The organism is Klebsiella sp. 141240, assembly GCF_050600805.1.
In the GTDB taxonomy this organism is placed as follows: domain Bacteria; phylum Pseudomonadota; class Gammaproteobacteria; order Enterobacterales; family Enterobacteriaceae; genus Klebsiella; species Klebsiella aerogenes.
The window spans coordinates 398,222-416,779 of the sequence record NZ_JAQIRK010000003.1; the positions used below are offsets into that span (position 1 = coordinate 398,222).

The 18,558-nt window shown below is 57.0% G+C and carries 19 protein-coding genes; all 19 read left to right on the forward strand.

Annotated features, from left to right (window positions below; genetic code table 11):
• Position 1 precedes the first annotated feature (1 nt).
• Entirely contained in the window at positions 2–709 is a 708-nt protein-coding gene (gene tagF / locus PGQ95_RS07655; RefSeq protein ID WP_015366557.1) for a type VI secretion system-associated protein TagF, read from the forward strand.
• An 11-nt stretch (positions 710–720) separates the two neighbouring features.
• The gene (gene tssA, locus PGQ95_RS07660; protein WP_430917566.1) at positions 721–1,731 is read left to right on the forward strand and encodes a type VI secretion system protein TssA; all 1,011 of its coding nucleotides are present in this window, start codon (positions 721–723) and stop codon (positions 1,729–1,731) included.
• 75 nt (positions 1,732–1,806) lie between these two features.
• Positions 1,807–2,331, forward strand: a complete 525-nt coding sequence (tssB, locus tag PGQ95_RS07665) for a type VI secretion system contractile sheath small subunit (RefSeq protein ID WP_015366559.1) — start codon at positions 1,807–1,809, stop codon at positions 2,329–2,331.
• A 3-nt stretch (positions 2,332–2,334) separates the two neighbouring features.
• Positions 2,335–3,834: a type VI secretion system contractile sheath large subunit gene (gene tssC, locus PGQ95_RS07670; RefSeq protein WP_015705459.1), complete on the forward strand. Its 1,500-nt coding sequence runs from the start codon at positions 2,335–2,337 to the stop codon at positions 3,832–3,834.
• Positions 3,835–3,893: 59 nt separating this feature from the next.
• A complete protein-coding gene (locus PGQ95_RS07675) occupies positions 3,894–4,280 on the forward strand; it encodes a Rap1a/Tai family immunity protein (protein WP_228302251.1) in 387 nt (128 codons plus the stop codon).
• Positions 4,281–4,296: 16 nt separating this feature from the next.
• Entirely contained in the window at positions 4,297–4,803 is a 507-nt protein-coding gene (locus PGQ95_RS07680; protein ID WP_182941316.1) for a type VI secretion system amidase effector protein Tae4, read from the forward strand.
• Positions 4,800–5,222, forward strand: coding sequence for a T6SS amidase immunity protein Tai4 family protein (locus tag PGQ95_RS07685; RefSeq protein ID WP_113373351.1), 423 nt, complete (start codon positions 4,800–4,802; stop codon positions 5,220–5,222). The genes PGQ95_RS07680 and PGQ95_RS07685 overlap by 4 nt, the downstream gene beginning before the upstream one ends.
• A gap of 179 nt (positions 5,223–5,401) precedes the next feature.
• Positions 5,402–5,884, forward strand: a complete 483-nt coding sequence (locus PGQ95_RS07690) for an Hcp family type VI secretion system effector (RefSeq protein WP_015366565.1) — start codon at positions 5,402–5,404, stop codon at positions 5,882–5,884.
• Positions 5,885–5,939: 55 nt separating this feature from the next.
• Positions 5,940–6,119 (forward strand): hypothetical protein, encoded by a 180-nt coding sequence (locus PGQ95_RS07695; protein ID WP_113373352.1) that lies wholly within the window; start codon positions 5,940–5,942, stop codon positions 6,117–6,119.
• 9 nt (positions 6,120–6,128) lie between these two features.
• Positions 6,129–6,536, forward strand: coding sequence for a putative T6SS immunity periplasmic lipoprotein (locus tag PGQ95_RS07700; protein ID WP_213316095.1), 408 nt, complete (start codon positions 6,129–6,131; stop codon positions 6,534–6,536).
• An 80-nt stretch (positions 6,537–6,616) separates the two neighbouring features.
• Positions 6,617–8,344, forward strand: a complete 1,728-nt coding sequence (gene tagH / locus PGQ95_RS07705) for a type VI secretion system-associated FHA domain protein TagH (protein ID WP_348854682.1) — start codon at positions 6,617–6,619, stop codon at positions 8,342–8,344.
• Positions 8,344–9,138: a PP2C family protein-serine/threonine phosphatase gene (locus PGQ95_RS07710; protein WP_015705455.1), complete on the forward strand. Its 795-nt coding sequence runs from the start codon at positions 8,344–8,346 to the stop codon at positions 9,136–9,138. Before tagH ends, PGQ95_RS07710 begins: the two co-directional genes overlap by 1 nt.
• Positions 9,139–9,159: 21 nt before the next feature.
• Positions 9,160–10,140 carry a hypothetical protein gene (locus tag PGQ95_RS07715; protein ID WP_430917569.1) on the forward strand — a complete coding sequence of 327 codons (981 nt, stop codon included), beginning with the start codon at positions 9,160–9,162 and terminating at the stop codon, positions 10,138–10,140.
• Positions 10,141–10,149: 9 nt separating this feature from the next.
• Positions 10,150–10,944 carry a type VI secretion system accessory protein TagJ gene (locus PGQ95_RS07720; RefSeq protein ID WP_430917571.1) on the forward strand — a complete coding sequence of 265 codons (795 nt, stop codon included), beginning with the start codon at positions 10,150–10,152 and terminating at the stop codon, positions 10,942–10,944.
• A complete protein-coding gene (gene tssE, locus PGQ95_RS07725; RefSeq protein ID WP_015705452.1) occupies positions 10,941–11,504 on the forward strand; it encodes a type VI secretion system baseplate subunit TssE in 564 nt (187 codons plus the stop codon). Before PGQ95_RS07720 ends, tssE begins: the two co-directional genes overlap by 4 nt.
• 2 nt (positions 11,505–11,506) lie before the next feature.
• Positions 11,507–13,378: a type VI secretion system baseplate subunit TssF gene (gene tssF, locus PGQ95_RS07730; RefSeq protein ID WP_020078759.1), complete on the forward strand. Its 1,872-nt coding sequence runs from the start codon at positions 11,507–11,509 to the stop codon at positions 13,376–13,378.
• The gene (tssG, locus tag PGQ95_RS07735; RefSeq protein WP_430917573.1) at positions 13,375–14,418 is read left to right on the forward strand and encodes a type VI secretion system baseplate subunit TssG; all 1,044 of its coding nucleotides are present in this window, start codon (positions 13,375–13,377) and stop codon (positions 14,416–14,418) included. Before tssF ends, tssG begins: the two co-directional genes overlap by 4 nt.
• Before the next feature lie 49 nt (positions 14,419–14,467).
• Positions 14,468–17,080, forward strand: coding sequence for a type VI secretion system ATPase TssH (gene tssH / locus PGQ95_RS07740; RefSeq protein WP_430917575.1), 2,613 nt, complete (start codon positions 14,468–14,470; stop codon positions 17,078–17,080).
• A 24-nt stretch (positions 17,081–17,104) separates the two neighbouring features.
• Positions 17,105–18,544: a serine/threonine protein kinase gene (locus PGQ95_RS07745; protein WP_430917577.1), complete on the forward strand. Its 1,440-nt coding sequence runs from the start codon at positions 17,105–17,107 to the stop codon at positions 18,542–18,544.
• Positions 18,545–18,558 lie beyond the last annotated feature (14 nt).

The window sequence follows — 18,558 nt, forward strand, 5'->3', positions numbered from 1 at the left end:
AATGACTCACGCCCCTGCGATGAGCTGGTACGGGAAACTCCCCAGTACCGGCGATTTTTTACAACGTCGATTTCCGGACATGCTGGTTCGCCAGTGGTCGCAATGGTTTCAGGTGGGGCTGTTGGCCTGGCAACAGGAGCAACAGCGTAGCGGCGAACGCCAGTTCAGCAACGCGCCGGTTTGGAATTTTATCGTCCCGCCGATGTTGAGCGGCCAGATGGTACAGATGGGGTGTCTGATCCCCGGACGCGATCGGGTAGGCCGCCAGTATCCCATCTGCGCGCAAATGGCCTTCAACCCGCTGGAGTGGTCGCCTTCAATCCTCACTCAGGCCGGAGAGTGGTATCAACAGGTGGGCAGAACGCTGCTGCATGCGGTACGTAATGGCTTTTCCGCTGAACAACTTGACCAGGCGCTACTCGCCATTCCGGCGCCAAAGCTGGTAGAGGCGGAAAAGCGTTCGGAAATACTCGACGTGATTGGCTATCAGCAAGATGGGCAAAGCTCCCTTGGTTGGCAGCAGGCGGCGGACTGTTTTGATCCGCAGCGTCAGACCAGTTTTTGGTGGACCAACCGCGCCGATGGTTATCCGCTCTATACCCACGTCCATAGCGGTAATTTGACCGGCCAGCTGTTCACGCTGCTGTTTGATCCCGCCGGGGGCGCGAGACCGGGCCGTCACGGTCTGTATCCGCCGATGTTTGAATAAGCAGGTAGGCCATGAATATTGATGAATTCCTTGCTCCGATTAGCGAGGAGCAGCCCTGCGGTGAAAACCTCGAATATGACGCCGATTTCCAGGCAATGGAACAAGCGATGCAGGGTAAAGCCGAGCAGCAGTTCGGCGACACCATTATCCCGGCGGAACCCGCTGACTGGACGACGGTAGAAAAGCTGGCGGCTGGGCTACTTAGCCGCACCAAAGATTTACGCGTCATGCTGGCGCTGACTCAGGCGTGGACAAAACGCCGCGGCCTGAGTGGCTACGCGGATGGCCTGCTGTTGGTGCAACAGGCGCTGTCGCTTTACTGGCAGCCAATTTACCCGTTGCTGGAAGAGTATGGCGAAACTGATCCGTTTTACCGCATCAATGCGCTCGCGGGGCTGAGTGATAAATCAGCGCTGACCAGCGCGTTACGCAATGCCGTATTGTTACGCAGTAATGGCGATGAACTGCTATTGCGCGATGCGCAGGCGCTGCTCGATGGCAGTAAAACCGAATGCGCGGATTATCCCGGCGGCCGTTCGCGATTGATTGATGAACTGGCCCGCGGCGGACAGCCGGGGATTGACGCCATCCTCGCCATTCACCAGCGCTTGCAGACCATCCGCGAAATATTAAGCGATTGTCTGGGTGAAAGCGGCGTGCCGGAAATGGAACAACTGCAGAAGACCGTCGGTATCGTCGCCGGCGCCTGCCAGATAACCGATATTTCGTCCTTTCACGCGTCCCGCGAGGAGAGTGCCGTGAGTGAACATCAAGCGATTCCCAACGCGCCGCCGCCGTCTGCCGTTGACTGGCGCAGCGCGCAAATCAGCAGCCGCGCCGAGGCGCAGCAGATGCTGGAAAAAGTAAAACAGTACTTCGCTCAGCACGAACCGAGTCACCCCGCGCCGCTGATGATTGAACGGGTACAGCGGCTGATTGAGCTGGATTTTATGGACATCATCCGCGATTTAGCGCCGGACGGCGTTCATCAACTGGAAAACATTTTTGGACGTCGCGACTGACGCGTCCGGACATTATGGCGACAGGCATAAGGTCTGGCGCTCAACCTTTACCGCGCATCTTCGATGGAGAACATCATGGCAATAAGTAAAAGTGGGCAGAAATTTATCGCACGCAACCGTGCGCCCCGCGTACAGATCGAGTACGACGTAGAGATTTATGGTGCGGAACGCAAAATCCAGCTTCCGTTTGTAATGGGGGTGATGGCGGATCTGGTGGGTAAACCGGTCGACAATCAACCGGCGGTCGATGAACGTAAGTTCCTCGACATCGACATTGATAACTTCGACGAACGTATGAAAGCGCTGAAACCGCGCGTCGCTTTCCAGGTCGACAATACGCTGACCAACGAAGGCAAACTGAACGTCGACTTAACCTTCGACAGCATGGACGACTTCCTGCCGGATGCCGTGGCCCGCAAAGTGGAGCCGCTGAACAAACTGCTGGAAGCCCGTACCCAGCTTTCAAATCTGCTCACCTACATGGACGGTAAAAACGGCGCGGAAGAGCTGATTGCCAAAATTTTGCAGGATCCGACGCTGCTCAAATCGTTGAGCCAGATGCCGAAACAAGACGACAGTGCGAAAGGTAGCGAGGAGTAATCGATGAGCAACCCGACTCAACAACATGAGCAGCAGTCCAGCCAGGCCTTTAGCCAGGATGAATTCAGCGCGCTGCTGAACAAAGAGTTTCGCCCGAAAACCGACCAGGCGCGTTCCGCCGTTGAGAGCGCGGTAAAAACCCTCGCGCAGCAGGCGCTGGAAAACACCGTCACGTTCTCCAACGACACCTATCGCACCATTCAAAACCTGATTGCCGGTATCGATGAGCAGCTGTCGCGCCAGGTGAATCAGATCCTGCATCATGACGAGTTCCAGAAACTGGAAAGCGCATGGCGCGGCCTGAGCTACCTGGTCAACAACAGCGAAACCGACGAGATGCTGAAAATCCGCTTTATGAGCATCTCCAAGCAGGAGCTTGGGCGTACCCTGAAGCGCTACAAAGGCGTGGGCTGGGACCAGAGCCCGATCTTTAAGAAAATTTATGAACAGGAGTACGGCCAGTTTGGCGGCGAGCCATTCGGCTGCATCGTCGGCGATTACTATTTCGACCATAGTCCGCAGGATGTGGAATTACTGGGTGAAATGGCGCGTATCGGATCGGCTGCGCACTGTCCGTTTATTACCGGTACCGCACCGGAAGTGATGCAGATGGAGTCCTGGCAGGAGCTGGCGAACCCGCGCGACCTCACCAAAATCTTCCAGAATACCGAATACGCCGCCTGGCGTTCGCTGCGCGAGTCGGAAGACGCGCGTTATCTGGGGCTGGTGATGCCGCGCTTCCTGTCGCGCCTGCCTTACGGGATTCGAACCAACCCGGTGGACAGTTTTGATTTTGAAGAGCAGACCGACGGCGCGGATCACAACAATTACGCGTGGGCCAACTCGGCGTATGCGATGGCGGCGAACATTAACCGCTCTTTCAAAGAGTTTGGCTGGTGCACCTCCATTCGCGGCGTGGAATCCGGCGGCGCGGTGGAAAATCTGCCTTGCCACACCTTCCCGAGCGACGATGGCGGCGTGGACATGAAATGCCCGACCGAGATCGCCATCAGCGATCGCCGCGAGGCGGAGCTGGCGAAAAACGGCTTTATGCCGCTGATCCATCGCAAAAACTCCGACTTTGCCGCCTTTATCGGCGCGCAGTCGTTGCAGAAACCGGCGGAATATCATGATGCCGACGCCACGGCGAATGCACGTCTGGCCGCGCGTCTGCCGTACTTGTTCGCCTGCTGCCGTTTTGCTCACTACCTGAAGTGCATTGTGCGCGACAAAATCGGCTCCTTCCGCGAGCGCGATGACATGGAACGCTGGCTGAACGACTGGGTGATGAACTACGTTGATGGCGATCCGGCTAACTCGTCGCAGGAGACCAAAGCGCGCAAACCGCTGGCGGCGGCTGAAGTGCAGGTAGCGGAGATCGAAGACAACCCGGGTTACTACACCGCGAAGTTCTTCCTGCGTCCGCACTACCAGCTGGAAGGGCTTACCGTGTCGCTGCGTCTGGTTTCCAAGCTGCCGTCGCTGAAAACCAAGGAAGCGTAATATGATGCCGCCGGGAGGCGACTCCCGGCAGGTACAACGCCATGGAAGGAGGTAAAGAAATGAAATTATTACCACTCTGCACGCTGGGACTGCTCACGGTGCTGACGCCATTTACTGTCGTCCAGGCGGCTGATGATTCCGCCAATTTACTACGCGATCCCAATCAACTATCACGTAATGATGTGCGGTTGAGCGGCGAAAAGTTTCTCAAGGCCTGGCTGGCGCAAGACAATACCCAGCAGCAGTTAAAGGCCAATATGTATCTGCTTGGCGTGATGGATGCAACAGAAGGTAAAGCCTGGTGCGGTTATCAGCAGGCACTGCCGGGATCGCTTCGAGAAAGCGTCTACAGCTATTTCAAAAAGCTGCCCGACGAGCGAATAAAACAGCCTGCGGCGATGCTGATTACCGAAGCGTTGGCGAAGGAGTTGCCTTGTCATGGATAACCACTGGAGAATAAAAATGAACGCCAGACCTTCTTTTGTTGCCGCATGGGCGGCGGCAACGCGCATTTACGACGCTAACGATCCTATTGGTAAAGTTAAGCGAGTCATCGGTGGAAAAGTGAAACACAACTTTGAAATACCGGAACAGCAGGGTGGCTGGTCAAATAGCTGTGCCGTACGCATGAGCTATGTGTTGAACTATACCGGGCATCCAGTGCCGCGTATTGCCGGACTGACAGTATCTGGCGCAGATAACAAATGGTATTTCTTCCGGGTTAAAGATGTTATCGCCTGGCTGACCCGCCAGTGGGGTAACCCCGATATGATCGTTAGTTATCCTTCTTTACCCGTTCAGCAGTTAGCTAATACAAAAGGCGTGATTTTGTTCGAAGTACAGGGCTGGAGCGATGCCGCTGGCCATGCCACTTTTTGGAATGGCTTAACCTGTTCGGATCACTGTTATTTCAATGCCCAGGACACTAATTACACGACGACCAAAGCCAATTTTTGGGAGTTGCCATGAACAGAATCATTATCAGTCTGCTGCTTGCTAGCAGTGCGTCGGCTTATGCCTGGGACGACCCGGTATTGTTTGTTAAACAGCTACCCTATAAGCAGGTTGTTAAAGACGTGGTTTTATCCCGCTGTCTGGCGCAGGTAGCCGATGATAAAAGTCAGTTTTCTGTGGATGCTGCGCGCAGTAGCAATGCGTTGCTGGAGTGGGTGCCTTTCGATATTGAAAACGGTAATGACAAAATTAACGCCATTATTACTAAATACAAAAGTGCCACCAATGACTTTCATTCCGAGAGACAACCCGCAATTCAGGGCGTCACTTTGAATTGTTTGCGCCTTTATCATAGTACGGAACTGGATCAATTAACTTCGCAGATAATCATCGGTGATCCTAATAAAACCTGGAATCAGGATAACCCGCATTAATTTCAACTTTGCATTCCTGCTATTTCACAGCATGAGTGTTAAGACCAGCAATGGGCTTAAGCCTGTTGCTCTGAGGCAGAGGTAAAATATGGATGGTTTTATTCAGCCCCATGCTTTCCTGTTTGCCATATAAGTGCTTTTTCGAAAGCAATAATTTTCATTAACGAAGAGTAGATATTATGGCTATTGATATGTTTCTGAAGGTCGAGGGTGTAACCGGTGAATCAAAAGATTCTAATCACACCGGTTGGACTGATATTACCTCTTTTTCCTGGGGCGCATCCCAGCCGGGTAATATGAGCGTGGGCGGCGGTGGCGGTGCGGGTAAAGTGAATTTCAACGACCTGCACGTAAATGCGCTGATCGACAAATCCACCACCGCGATTCTGAAGCACTGCTCCAGCGGCAAGCACCTGACCAAAGTTGAACTTTCGGTCTGCAAAGCCGGTGGTCAGCAGGTTGAATATGCGCGAATCACCCTCGAAGATGTACTGGTGACTTCCGTGCAGTACACCGGCGCCGATAACGGCGACACCGTTGGCGTAACCTATGCCTTCCAGGCGGCGAAAGTGAAACAGCAGTACTGGGAGCAGACTTCCGCTGGCGGTAAAGGGGCAGAAAGCAGCGCCGGCTGGAATATCAAAGAAAATAAAGAAGCATAATTGCCTACGTGCCGGGGATTTTCCCCGGCCATTCTCAATCAAGGAGGAAGGATACATGGCAAATTTGCAGGAAGGGGGTTATCGTTCTCTTACTATCGGCGAGATAGCATTAGCACGTTTGGTTTTTGGCGACGCAATAAAATATTCTGAAGTTAAAGGACATAATAAAATTTACTTACCATTTAACATGCAATCAAATAATGTTGTAATGACGCCTAATGGTGAAATGTATTGATCGGCGGGCATGGTTATGAGTAAATTTTTTATTATATTGGCGTTCACAATCATGATAAACGCCTGTGTACCTCACCCGGCACAATATCAGACGTTTTCAGTAACACTAAAAAACAATGAACCTTGTTTTGCTCTCCCCGTTAACTCAGGGCTGGAAGCGCCTATCACTAGTTCTTCGCCCACCATTATGAAAAAAACGGCCAATGAATGGAAACCAATATCACCGCCAGCGACGTTCAGCCCTACCGCGATGTTAAATAGCCAGCAGTGTCACCAATGGAGTGGTATTACATGGCAAGCTGGAGAATATGATGTTGCACTAAAGGTGTCTGGTAAAAACGATTCCGTTCGTTATGGTGCTCGATTCTCCTTAGTAGAAAGTGCTTCAGGGCAATTTAAGCTTACACAGACTGAATAAAATGTGCCCCCGCAAACGCCGCCGTTCTTATTTCGAGAGCGGCAGCGTTTGTGCGCCAATCATATCAGCAGGAATAGGCTATGCGATTCACGATTATTTCGACCAAAGCCGGTCATCAGCCCCCGCAGGGCAGCTGTGACTTTTACGCGCCGGGCGGTACCATTGGGCGCGGTACGGACAATAACCTGGTGCTGCCGGATGACGACCGCGCCATTTCTCGCCTGCAGGCCATCGTTCACGTGGCGGCAGACGGCGAGTGCAAAATTACCAATCGCGGCAACGTGACGCGGGTGGTACTCAACGAGATCCCGCTGGAGCGGGGGCGTCAGGTTGAACTCCAGGATGGCGATATCCTCGCCATTGACGACTATCGTATCGAAGTCAGCGATCTGCTGCAGGATAGCCAACCGATAAGCCGAATGGCGGCGAGCGGTCAGCCGCCTGTCACTGCGAAACCGTCAACACCTGCGCCATCCGCAGCGCCCACCGTGGCGGAAGCCGCGCCAACCGCGGTGCCGTCAGAAATCTGGGATAGCCTGATGCAGGAATTCTCGATTGCCGACAGTATTTCCAGCAGCCGGGCTAAGCCGCAGGCCGATAATGCGCCGAATCCCTTCGCAGAGCCGAAGCCTGCTGAACGTAATCCGGAAGATCCGCTGGCGATGTTCGCTGATAGCGAACCGCTGTTTGAGCGCCCGCCGGTGGCGACGGACGACCTGTTTGCCGATGACACCCCATTTGATCGCGATAGTATCTTTGCCGACGTTACGCCAACGACGCTGGTGCCGCCAGTTGAAAAACCGGCTCAGCCTGTCGCCGATGAGCCGCAGGCAGAATTAGATCCGCTGGCGCTCTTTGGCGGCGACGCTAGCGCCAAAACCGCGCGTCATGACGATCCGCTGGGGCTAATGGGCGGCGCGCCGCTGACATCGGTAGATGCCTTCAGCAACGAAGAGCCTGCTAAAACGGTTGCCGACGAGCCTGATGCCGCTTTTGATTCGCCATTATTGATGGCCCAGCCGCCGCAGGAGCCGCCCGCGGCAGCGCGTGAAGAAGCGCCGGAAATAACCTTACCGACGCCGCAGGCCGTGGCGCGGCAAGCCGCCCAAACGCCAAAAGGGCGCTTGCGTATCGATCCCGTGCGTCATGAACATCAGGCGACCAGCACGCCGCAGCCGAGTAACGGCGAAGTGCTGCAGGGAGAGTTACTGGAGGCCTTACTGGAAGGCATGGGGCTCGGCGATATGCAGCCGGTCCCGCAGTTCGACAAAGAGAATATGCGACAGCTTGGCCAAATGCTGAGCATGTTCTCGCAGGGAACCGTCGCGCTGCTCTCTTCGCGTTCGATCCTCAAACGCGGTGTCAAAGCCGATATGACCATGGTACTGGACGACGCCAATAACCCGTTCAAGCTGTTGCCTTCGGGCAAAACCGTGCTGATGCAGATGTTCGGCGCGCGGATGCCGGGCTTTATGCCGCCGAAAAAATCGGTACGCGATGCGTTGATTGACCTGCAGGCCCATCAGTTAGGGATGATCTCGGGGATCCGCGCGATTATCGCCGCGATGCTGCAGTCCTTTAACCCCGAGCAGCTGGAAGAAGAGGCTAAACGCGATGGCCACACTTCGCGTCTGGCGCTTCCGGCCAGCCGCAAAGCGGCGTTATGGGACTATTTTGTCCGTACCTACGGCGAAACCGCCGGGGAAATTGAAGACGATTTCCACACCCTGTTTGGCGAAGCGTTCCTCTATGCCTATGACATGGAAGTGAATCAGTACAAAGACTCACAGAGCGGATCGGAAGAATAATGGACATTACCACGGCTTCTCTTTCCCGCCAGGGAACGCGCGCCAGCAATCAGGATCAGACCGGCGAATGCGTGGGTGAGCGCTCCGCCTGCTTTGTGGTCTGCGACGGTATTGCCGGGTTGCCCGGCGGCGAGGTGGCGGCGGAACTGGCGCGCAACGCGATTCTGGATCGGTTTGACGGCGATAATCATCTGAACGCCCAGACCATTCGCCAGTATGTACAGCAGGCCAACGGCGCCATTCTCCAGCAACAGCAGGCGACGCCGGATTATCGGCGAATGGGCACCACGCTGGTGAGCCTGTTTATCGATCGCGATTATAAGCTGGCCTATTGGGCCCACGCCGGTGATAGCCGGTTATACCTGTTTCGCCGCGGCTGGCTGTACCACGTCACCACTGACCACAGTCTGGTCCAACAGATGAAAGATGCCGGACATCAGACCGACGATATTAACAGTAATCTGCTGTACCGGGCGTTAGGCATGGCCAGCGACGGCGCGGAAGCCAGCTATAGCGATGTGGTGCCGGTAGAAGATGGCGATGCCTTTTTGCTCTGTACCGACGGTTTCTGGCACGGCGTCGGCGAAGAGCAGATGAAATCCTCCCTGCAGATGGTCAACACCCCGCAGGAGTGGTTAACCCTGATGAATCAGTATCTTCAGAGAAACAATGACGGCGACCAGGCCTCGCAGGACAACTACAGCGCCGTCGCGGTATGGATGGGCAGTCCGGAAGAGGCGACGCTGCTGCACTCGCTGGCCGACGCCGCGCAATTTTTCCCCCTGCGGGATTGAGACAGGCTAAGAAGGATTTTTATGAAACATTGGATATTGGGTGCGGCACTATTTGCCGCCACCGGCGTCGCGCAGGCGGAAAACTACCGTATCGTGCAATCGCCTTCGCAAAAACTGGATGTCTGGATCGATAACATCAAGGGTAATACCGCGCAGAGCTGGTGCGCTAATGAAGTGGCGCTACGCATCGTCGCCAATGGCAATAAGAACGTTAAGATACTGGATAACTTCCTACCGCGCGTCGGCGCATTAATGGAGCATCAGTGTTCGCGTTTGCAGCAGTTGAACTGGACGCTGGTTGACGCTAACAATGGGCATATCGCTCAGGGGAGCGCGGCGAAAAACAAAAAATGGGCGGTAAAAGTCGCGCCGGCCGATACCGCGGCGGCGGAAAAGCCCGTCGCGCCAGCCTGGCTGCCGCCGGAAGAGAAGGCGGAAAAACTGTCCCCCGCCGCCGACCGTACGCCGTGGCAGGAGTTCACATTGCAGGGCGGCTGTCGACTGCGCACCTTCTGGCAGGAAAGCGCCGCCGCCTTATTCATTCCCGCTGTTGAATCCGGTAGTTGCGAAAAGGGCGGCTGGCTGAGCGGTCGCACCGTCATCACTCAATCCGTTAACGGTAAAGAAAAGCAGAGCACCGTGACGTTTGTGCACGGCTTCCCGGTGGCGGGTCTCAATGCCGCCGCTGACCCCAACAAACTGCTGATCACCGCGGTCAATAACCAACGCATGGTAGTCAGCAATGAAAACGCTCAACAAAGCTGGATGATCCTGCCTTATGACCCCGGGCAAAACGGTTGGCAGATGACCGGCACGCTGGCTATCGAAATGTCTCGCGAACTGGCCAACGATCCGTCGCGTCTACAGGCGCGGATAGAGGCGGCGCGTAGCGTCTGGACGCCGTGGCTGGCGCCGGATATCAAACTCAACGTTGTGCTGATCGACGGCCTGCACCCGCTGCTGCGTAACCCGGCGGCAGGCGCATGGCGCGCGGCGAACTAAGGAGCGACGATGAACACGCTATATCAACAGCTGGCTGGCGAAAGCGTCGGCGCGGCGCTGCAGCGCCTGGAAAGCGAGATCAAAAGCCGTCCCGCCGATGCCGATTTACGTGCGGCGTTCGTCCAGTTTCTATGCCTGAGCGGTAACTGGACGCGCGCGTTGGCGCAGCTAAAAAGCTGGCTGGCGCTGAAGCCGCAGGCCAGGCCAACGGTCACCCTGCTGGAACAGAGCATTCAGGGCGAGCAGCAGCGCGATGCGGTATTTGCCGGCAGCGCCCGCCCGCAGATGCCGGACAGCCAGTGGCCGTGGCTGTCTGCGCTGGCCTCCGCGCTTTGTGCTGATTCAGAAACCGCCCAGCGACAGCGGCTGGCCGCCTTTGAACAGGCGCCCCTTAATCCTGGCAATCTCAATCAGGCGGATACCCCCGCGGTCGCTTTTCACTGGTTGATGGACGGCGACGCGCGTCTGGGCCCGGTTTGCGAACTTATCGTCAATGGCCGGTATTGCTGGCTGCCGTTCGCCGCTATCGCCGAAATTCGTTTTCAGGCCCCGGCGAGTGTCACCTGTCTGGTGTGGCGACATGCGCTGGTACGCCTGACCGATGGTAGCGAGCAAGTGTGTCAGATCCCCGCGCGTTACCCTGTCACGCCGCAGGCGGAGGCGCGCTTCCAGCTGGGCCGCGCCACCGAGTGGCAGCCGCTGGACGACGAAGGCGCGCTGTATCAGGGCCACGGGCAGAAAGTGTGGCTTAACGATAACGATGAATTCCCGATTCTCTCTCTCGACGTGGTGAGTTTTGCATGAACAAACCGGTACGCGACGGTGACGCGCTGCGCAGCGGCTGGCAGGCGCGTAGTAAGCAAGAGACCATTGGCGCCCGCGATAAGATGCAGCCGTCGCTGCTCGACCGCCTGACCGATAATCAGCCGCAGAAAAAATCGGAGCCGCTTAACAGCAACCTGATCACCCACAGTACGCTGCGCCGTCACGTGCTGCGCGATCTGCAGTGGCTGTTTAATACCATCAATCATGACGATCCGCAGGCGTTGGCCGCGTTGGCGCACGTGCGCCGTTCGGTGGTTAATTTCGGCGTCGCGCCGCTGGCCGGGAAACGGATGTCGGATATTGAATGGCAGGATATACAACGCAAACTTACCGAGGCGATTATTAGCTTCGAACCGCGCATTCTGCCGCAGGGGCTGCAGGTCCGCTGTATTTCTGATACCCAGTCACTGGATTTACATAACGTCCTGTCGATTGAAATTAAAGGGCGTCTGTGGTGCGTACCGTATCCATTAGAGTTTTTGTTCCGTACCGATGTGGATCTCGAAAATGGCCACTTTGAATTGAAAGACGCGGGGTAACGATGGAAGGCAAACTGCTTGAATATTACAACCGCGAGCTGGCCTATCTGCGTGAGATGGGCGCTGAATTCGCCGAACGCTATCCGAAGGTTGCCGGCAGGTTGGGCATGCGCGGTATTGAGGTCGCCGATCCTTACGTTGAGCGGATGATGGAGGGTTTCGCCTTTCTGACTTCGCGCGTGCAGCTAAAAATGGACGCCGAATTCCCGCGCTTTTCACAGCGCCTGCTGGAGATGATCGCGCCCAATTATCTGGCGCCTACGCCGTCGATGGCGATAGCCGAACTGCAGCCGGACATTAATAAAGGCGATCTGAGTAAAGGTTTCGTGGTGCCGCGCGGTACGATGATGGACAGCCAGGTACTGAAGAAAAACGGCGTCACCTGTAGCTATACCACCGCGCACGATGTCACGCTGTTGCCGCTGCGTATTGAGAAAGCCGAACTCGGTGGGATCCCCGCCGATGTGCCGCTGGCCGCGCTTGGGCTAAGCCAGCGCGGCGCCGTCAGCGCTTTGCGCCTGCGTATCAGCTGTGAAGGGGCTCAACATCTTGGCCATCTGACCTTTGACCGGCTGGCGTTTTTCTTAAGCGGCCCGGATATTGAGGCGCTACGCCTGCTGGAGCTGATTCTTGCCCACCAGGTCGGCGTGGTGTGCCAGACCACCGGGCGCGATCCGCTGCGTTTTTCGCTGAGCGAAGAGGCTATACAACAAGAGGGTTTCGCCGCCAATCAGGCGCTGTTACCGGAAGATCTTCGCAATTTTGACGGCTACCGGTTGCTGCACGAATACTTTGCCTTCCCGGCGCGCTTCCGCTTTATCAGTATTAACGGCCTCAGCAAGTTAATCGGTCAGTGCAAGGAAGAAAAATCCTTCGATATTATTGTTCTGCTGGATAAAACCGACGACCGGCTGGAACAAGTGGTGGAAGCTAACCACTTCGCGTTGCACTGCACGCCGGTGATTAACCTGTTTCCGAAAATCGCCGCCCGCCAGTCGCTGAGCGACAGCCAACATGAATACCATCTGGTGGTCGATAACATCCGCCCGCTGGATTATGAAATCTATTCGGTGAGTAAAATTCACGGCAGTGCCGATGGTCACCGCGACGATCGCGAGTTCCGTCCATTCTGGAGTTCATGGAGCAAGGATGCCGGAGATTACGGCGCTTATTTTTCACTGCGCCGCGAACAGCGGGTGCTTTCCGAACACGCGCTGCGCTATGGCACGCGTACCGGCTATACCGGCTCTGAGACCTTTGTCTCACTGGTCGATGAGCAGCATGCGCCGTGGCAGGAAGATCTGCGTTACATCACCGCCGAGGTGCTGTGCACCAGCCGCGATCTGCCGTTGATGCTACAACAGGAGCTGGGGCAATTCGTGCTGGCGGATTCGCTACCGGTAAAAACATTGAAAATGCGTAGCGGCCCAACGCCGCCGCGACCGGCGCTGGCGGAAGGGCTCAGCACCTGGCGGCTGATAAGCCAGCTGCAGATGAACTATCTCAGCCTGATGGACGGTGAAAATGGCGAAGGCGCCGCGGCGCTGCGCCAGTTGCTTGGGCTGTATGCCGGGCTGGCGGAGACCGCCGTGGCTCGCCAAATCGAAGGGGTACGCCACTGCGTGCTGGAGCCGGTTCATCGCCGGGTTCCGGAGCCGGGGCCGATCGTCTTCGCCCGCGGTATCGGCATTACCTTAACCGTTGATGAACGCGCTTTTTCCGGCGCCAGCCCGTGGCTGTTTGGCAGCGTACTGGAACGGGTCTTTGCCCGGCTGGTGTCGCTCAACAGCTTTACCGAATTCACCTTATGTAGCCAGCAGCGCGGCGAAATCGGTTACTGGGCGCCGCGAATGGGGAAAAGGGCGCTGATATGAGTGACACGTTGGCTACCATTCATCGCCTGAAGCCGCTGGCGGACGTTTTCTGGCGCGAGGTTACCGCCGCGCCCTGGCGCTACGATCTTTTTCATCTGCTGCGCCGCATTGACGCGCAAGGGGGCGAACGTTACCCGCTTGGGCGCGCGCCGCTGCCGAAATTTGAATCGCTGCGCATCGGGCAAACGCCATCAATGGGGTTTGCGCCAGCAACGCTGGCCAGCGCGCAAAAACGGGCAAATAGCGCGGTGCATGAGATATCGATTCTCAGCTTCGGTCTGTTCGGCCCCAATGGCCCGCTGCCGGTTCATATGACCGAATACGCCCGCGAGCGTATTCATCATCATCAGGACGACAGCCTGAGCGCTTTTGCCGATCTCTTTCACCACCGCCTGACACTACTGTTCTACCGCGCCTGGGCCGACGCGCAGCCAACGGTATCGTTAGACCGTGCGGATAACCGCCGCTTTGAGCGCTATCTCGCCTCACTCATCGGCATGGGTCAGCCGGGGCAACTGGAGAAGGGCGACCTGAGCCCGCATGCGCGTTTCACCCACGCAGGCCATCTCAGCCGCCATGGTCGGGATCCGGAAGGGCTGGAGAAGATCCTGCGAAATTACTTCAAAGTCCCGGTCAACATTATCAGCAACGTGCCGCAGTGGATGCCGCTGACCTCGCGAGAACAAGCGCAACTGGGGGCGGGAAGGCGTTTACCTCGCCTGGGCGTCTCGGCGTTTCTCGGCGTCGCGGTACGCGATGTTCAGCATAAATTCCGCCTTGAAATCGGCCCGCTTAGCGCCGCCGAATACGCCCGTTTTTTGCCGGGCGAAAACGCGGTGAACGAATTACGCGACTGGATCCGTCAGTATCTTGGGATCGAATATGCATGGGATGTCAGGGTACTTATCCGCGGCGATGAAATACCCGGTACGGTCCTCAGCGGCGACGGCAAACTGGGTTACAGCACCTGGCTTGGCCACCAGCCAGCCCCCGAGCCGCGTGGCGATTTAGTGTTTAGCGTGGAGCAGAGCGACGCCTGATGTCGTCTGCTCTCTGACACCTTTATTAATGTTATCAATGGAACCGAACATGTCAGAAATCAGCCGTGCCGTACTCTTCGGCAAACTGGATACGCTGTTGTTTACCTCGCTGGAAAGCGCAACCGCCTTTTGTAAACTGCGCGGCAACCCTTACGTTGAGCTGGTGCACTGGCTGCATCAGCTGATGCAGCAGCAGGACGGCGATCTGCAACACATTATCCGCCATTTCGCCCTTGATGAGCAGGCGCTGACCCGCGATATCATCGCGGCCCTGGATGCGCTGCCGCGCGGCGCCAGCTCGGTCTCCGACCTTTCTGAGCATATCGATAGCGCCGTCGAACGCGCGTGGGTTTATGGCTCGCTGAAATATGGCGTCAACCGCATCCGCGGCGGCCATTTGTTAATAGGGCTGCTGAAAACCTGGAATCTGGCTAACGTTCTGAAAGGCATTTCGCCGCAGTTTAGCAAAATCAATGTCGATGCCTTGAGCGAGAGCTTTGAAGCGCTGCTGACCGCCAGTAAAGAGAGCCAGCAGGCGGCGGTGGAGACGGCCAACACGGGCGCGACGCCGACGGCGCAGGGTACGCTGGCCCAGTACGGACAGAACCTGACGCTGCGGGCGCAGGAGGGCAAGATCGATCCGGTGGTTGGCCGCGATGAGGAGATCCGCCAGATGGTGGATATCCTGATGCGGCGCAGGCAGAACAACCCGCTGCTGACCGGGGAAGCCGGCGTCGGCAAAACCGCGGTGGTGGAAGGGCTGGCGCGGCGGATCGCCGCAGGCGATGTTCCGCAGCCGTTGCGTAATATTGAGCTGTGGCTGCTGGACATCGGTATGCTGCAGGCCGGTGCGGGCATGAAAGGCGAATTTGAAGCCCGTCTTCAGGCGTTAATTAACGAAGTGCAATCCAGCCCGACGCCGATCGTGCTGTTTATCGACGAGATCCACACCCTGATTGGCGCAGGCGGCCAGCAGGGCACCGGCGATGCGGCGAACCTGCTGAAACCGGCGCTGGCGCGCGGACAGTTACGCACCATCGGCGCGACCACCTGGGCGGAGTACAAAAAATATATTGAAAAAGATCCGGCGCTGACCCGCCGTTTCCAGACGGTGCAAATCCACGAGCCGGATGAAGAGAAAGCGTTGCTGATGCTGCGCAGTACTGTATCGCCGCTGGAGAAACACCATCGGGTGCTGCTGCTTGATGAAGCGGTTAACGCGGCGGTGAAGCTGTCGCATCGTTATATTCCCGCGCGGCAGTTGCCGGATAAAGCGGTCGCGTTGCTGGATACCGCCTGCGCCCGCGTCGCCGTCAGCCAAAGCGCGCCGCCGCCGCAGTTGGAAGATTGCCTGCAGCGCATTGCCGCCCTGGATGTGGAACTGGAGATTGCCCAACGCGAGAACCGGGTGGCGATTGGCGATGCTCAGCGCATTGAGCAACTCAAGCAGGCGCGTCAGCAGCAGGAAACCGAACGCGATACCTTGAGTCGTCGCTGGGAGCAGGAACGCGCGTTGGTTGATGAAGTCATCGCGTTGCGCGCGCAATTGCAGGAGGCTGATGACGACGCCGAGCCGGCGCTGCGCCAGACGCTTAATGAAAAACAGCTGGCGCTAAAAACCCTGCAGGGTGAGATGCCGCTGCTGTTCGCGGCGGTAGATGAGAACGTAGTGGCGGCGGTGGTCGCTGACTGGACCGGCATTCCGCTGGGGCGGATGGTCAAAAATGAAATTGACGCCGTACTGAGCCTGGCCGACACGCTCAACCAGCGAGTGATTGGCCAACGCCACGGTCTGGATCTGATCGCCAAACGTGTGCGCACTTCACGCGCGCGGCTCGACGATCCCAATAAGCCGGTCGGCGTCTTTATGCTTTGCGGGCCATCCGGCGTGGGTAAGACCGAAACCGCGCTGGCGCTGGCGGAAGCGCTGTACGGCGGCGAACAGAACGTTATCACCATCAACATGAGTGAGTTCCAGGAGGCGCATACCGTCTCGACCCTGAAGGGCGCGCCGCCGGGTTACGTGGGTTACGGCGAAGGCGGGGTGCTGACTGAAGCGGTGCGTCGCCGCCCGTATAGCGTGGTGCTGCTGGATGAAATCGAGAAGGCGCATCCGGACGTGCACGAAATCTTTTTCCAGGTGTTTGATAAAGGCTGGATGGAAGACGGTGAAGGCCGCCATATCGATTTCCGCAATACAATCATTATTTTAACGTCTAACGTCGGTACCGAGCTGATTAGCGCTATGTGTGCCGACCCGGATCTGATACCCGAGCCGGACGCGCTGAGCGGCGCGCTGCGTCAGCCGCTATTACAGGTCTTCCCGCCAGCGCTGCTCGGCCGCCTGTTGGTGGTGCCGTACTACCCGCTGAGCGATGCGATGCTGGGGCAAATCGTGCGCCTGCAGCTGGCGCGTATTCAGCGCCGTCTGCAGGACAATCACAACATTGTCTGCGAGATTGACGACAGCGTCGTCGAGCAGGTGGTTCAGCGTTGTACCGAAGTGGAATCCGGCGGGCGTATGGTCGATGCGATTCTGACCAACACGCTGCTGCCGCAGATGAGCCAAATTCTGTTAACCGCCAACCGTAACGATGAGCAGTTTACGCAACTGCGCATCAGCTATGCGCAAGGCGAGTTTCATTGTCAGTTTGCCGCGTAACACCATCAGAAAGTGAGTCTTAAGATGACGGATCACGAAAACAATCGGACTGTCCTGAACGCGCTGCCGGTCGGGTATCGTTTTAACGAATTTGAAATAAAGGAAGTGATTGGCGGCGGCGGTTTCGGCATTGTGTATCGCGCCTGGGACCATCAGCTGGAACGTACCATCGCGATAAAAGAGTTTATGCCTTCGTCGCTGGCGGTACGTAACGAAGATATGACCCTGGTACTGCGTAGCGAACGCTTCAGCAAAGCGTTCTCCGCTGGATTAAACAGCTTTATCCAGGAGGCGCGGCTGCTGGCGCGCTTTAATCATCCCAACTTGCTGCACGTGCTGCGCTTTTGGGTTCAGAACGACACCGCCTATATGGGCACGCTGTTTTATAGCGGCACCACCTTGAGCCGCCTGCGCGAACAGCAGCCAAACCTCATCGATGAGGCATGGATCCGCCGGATGCTGCCGATGCTATTCGGCGCCATTAAAACCATTCACGACGCCGGCTATTTGCACCGTGATATCTCACCGGAAAATATCCAGATCCAGGATAACGGCCTGCCGGTGCTACTCGATTTCGGTTCGGCGCGCCGGACCATCGGTAATCTCTCCGACGAAACCGAAACTATGCTGCGCCCGGGTTATGCGCCTATCGAGCAGTATACCGACGATAATGACAGCGAACAGGGCGCCTGGACCGATATTTATGCCGTCGGCGCTGTGCTGCATACGCTGATCGTGGGTTCACCGCCGCCGGTGAGCGTGGTGCGGAGTATTCAGGACAACTATCAGCCGCTGGCGGAACTGAAGCCGGCGGGTTACTCGCTGCCGCTGCTACAGGCGGTGGATAAAGCTCTGGCGCTGCGGGTGGAAGATCGTCCCCAGTCAATCGACGCGTTCGCCGAGCTGATTGAAATGCCGGTGTCCAGTATCGATGACGTCTTGTCGGTCAAAAAAACCGGCACCATGCTGGCGCTGGTCGAAGAGGAAGAACAGGCGCCGGCCGCGACAGACTGGCGGCGCTATAAGGTTCCGGGGATGGTCGCCGCAGGCGTACTGGTCGGCATTATTGCCGGCGGTATGCTGTTCAGCGGCGGCGGCAGCGAGGTGCAACCTGCACAGAGCGCCAGCGCCCAGCCGCCAGCGGCAGTTACGCCACCGGTAACAACGCAGACCGCTAACGTGCAGTCCGCTAACGTGCAGTCCGCTCCGCCCGTTGCTGTTCAAGAGAGCAAACCTGCCGCCGCGGCGGCGCCTGTTGCTCAGGTTTACGTGCGCATGCGGGAAGGGGAAAAGCTTAAACTCAATGGCGAACCTCATAATACGCAACCGGCCACAAACGGCTTCGCCTCGCTGAAACTGGCGCCGGGACATTATGAAATTTCCCTGCAGGGTAATGGACAAACCCGCGAGCAGACGCTGGAGATCGCCAAACCGGGAACCTGGCTTATTAATCCATCGAGTTGATAAGCCAAAACTGA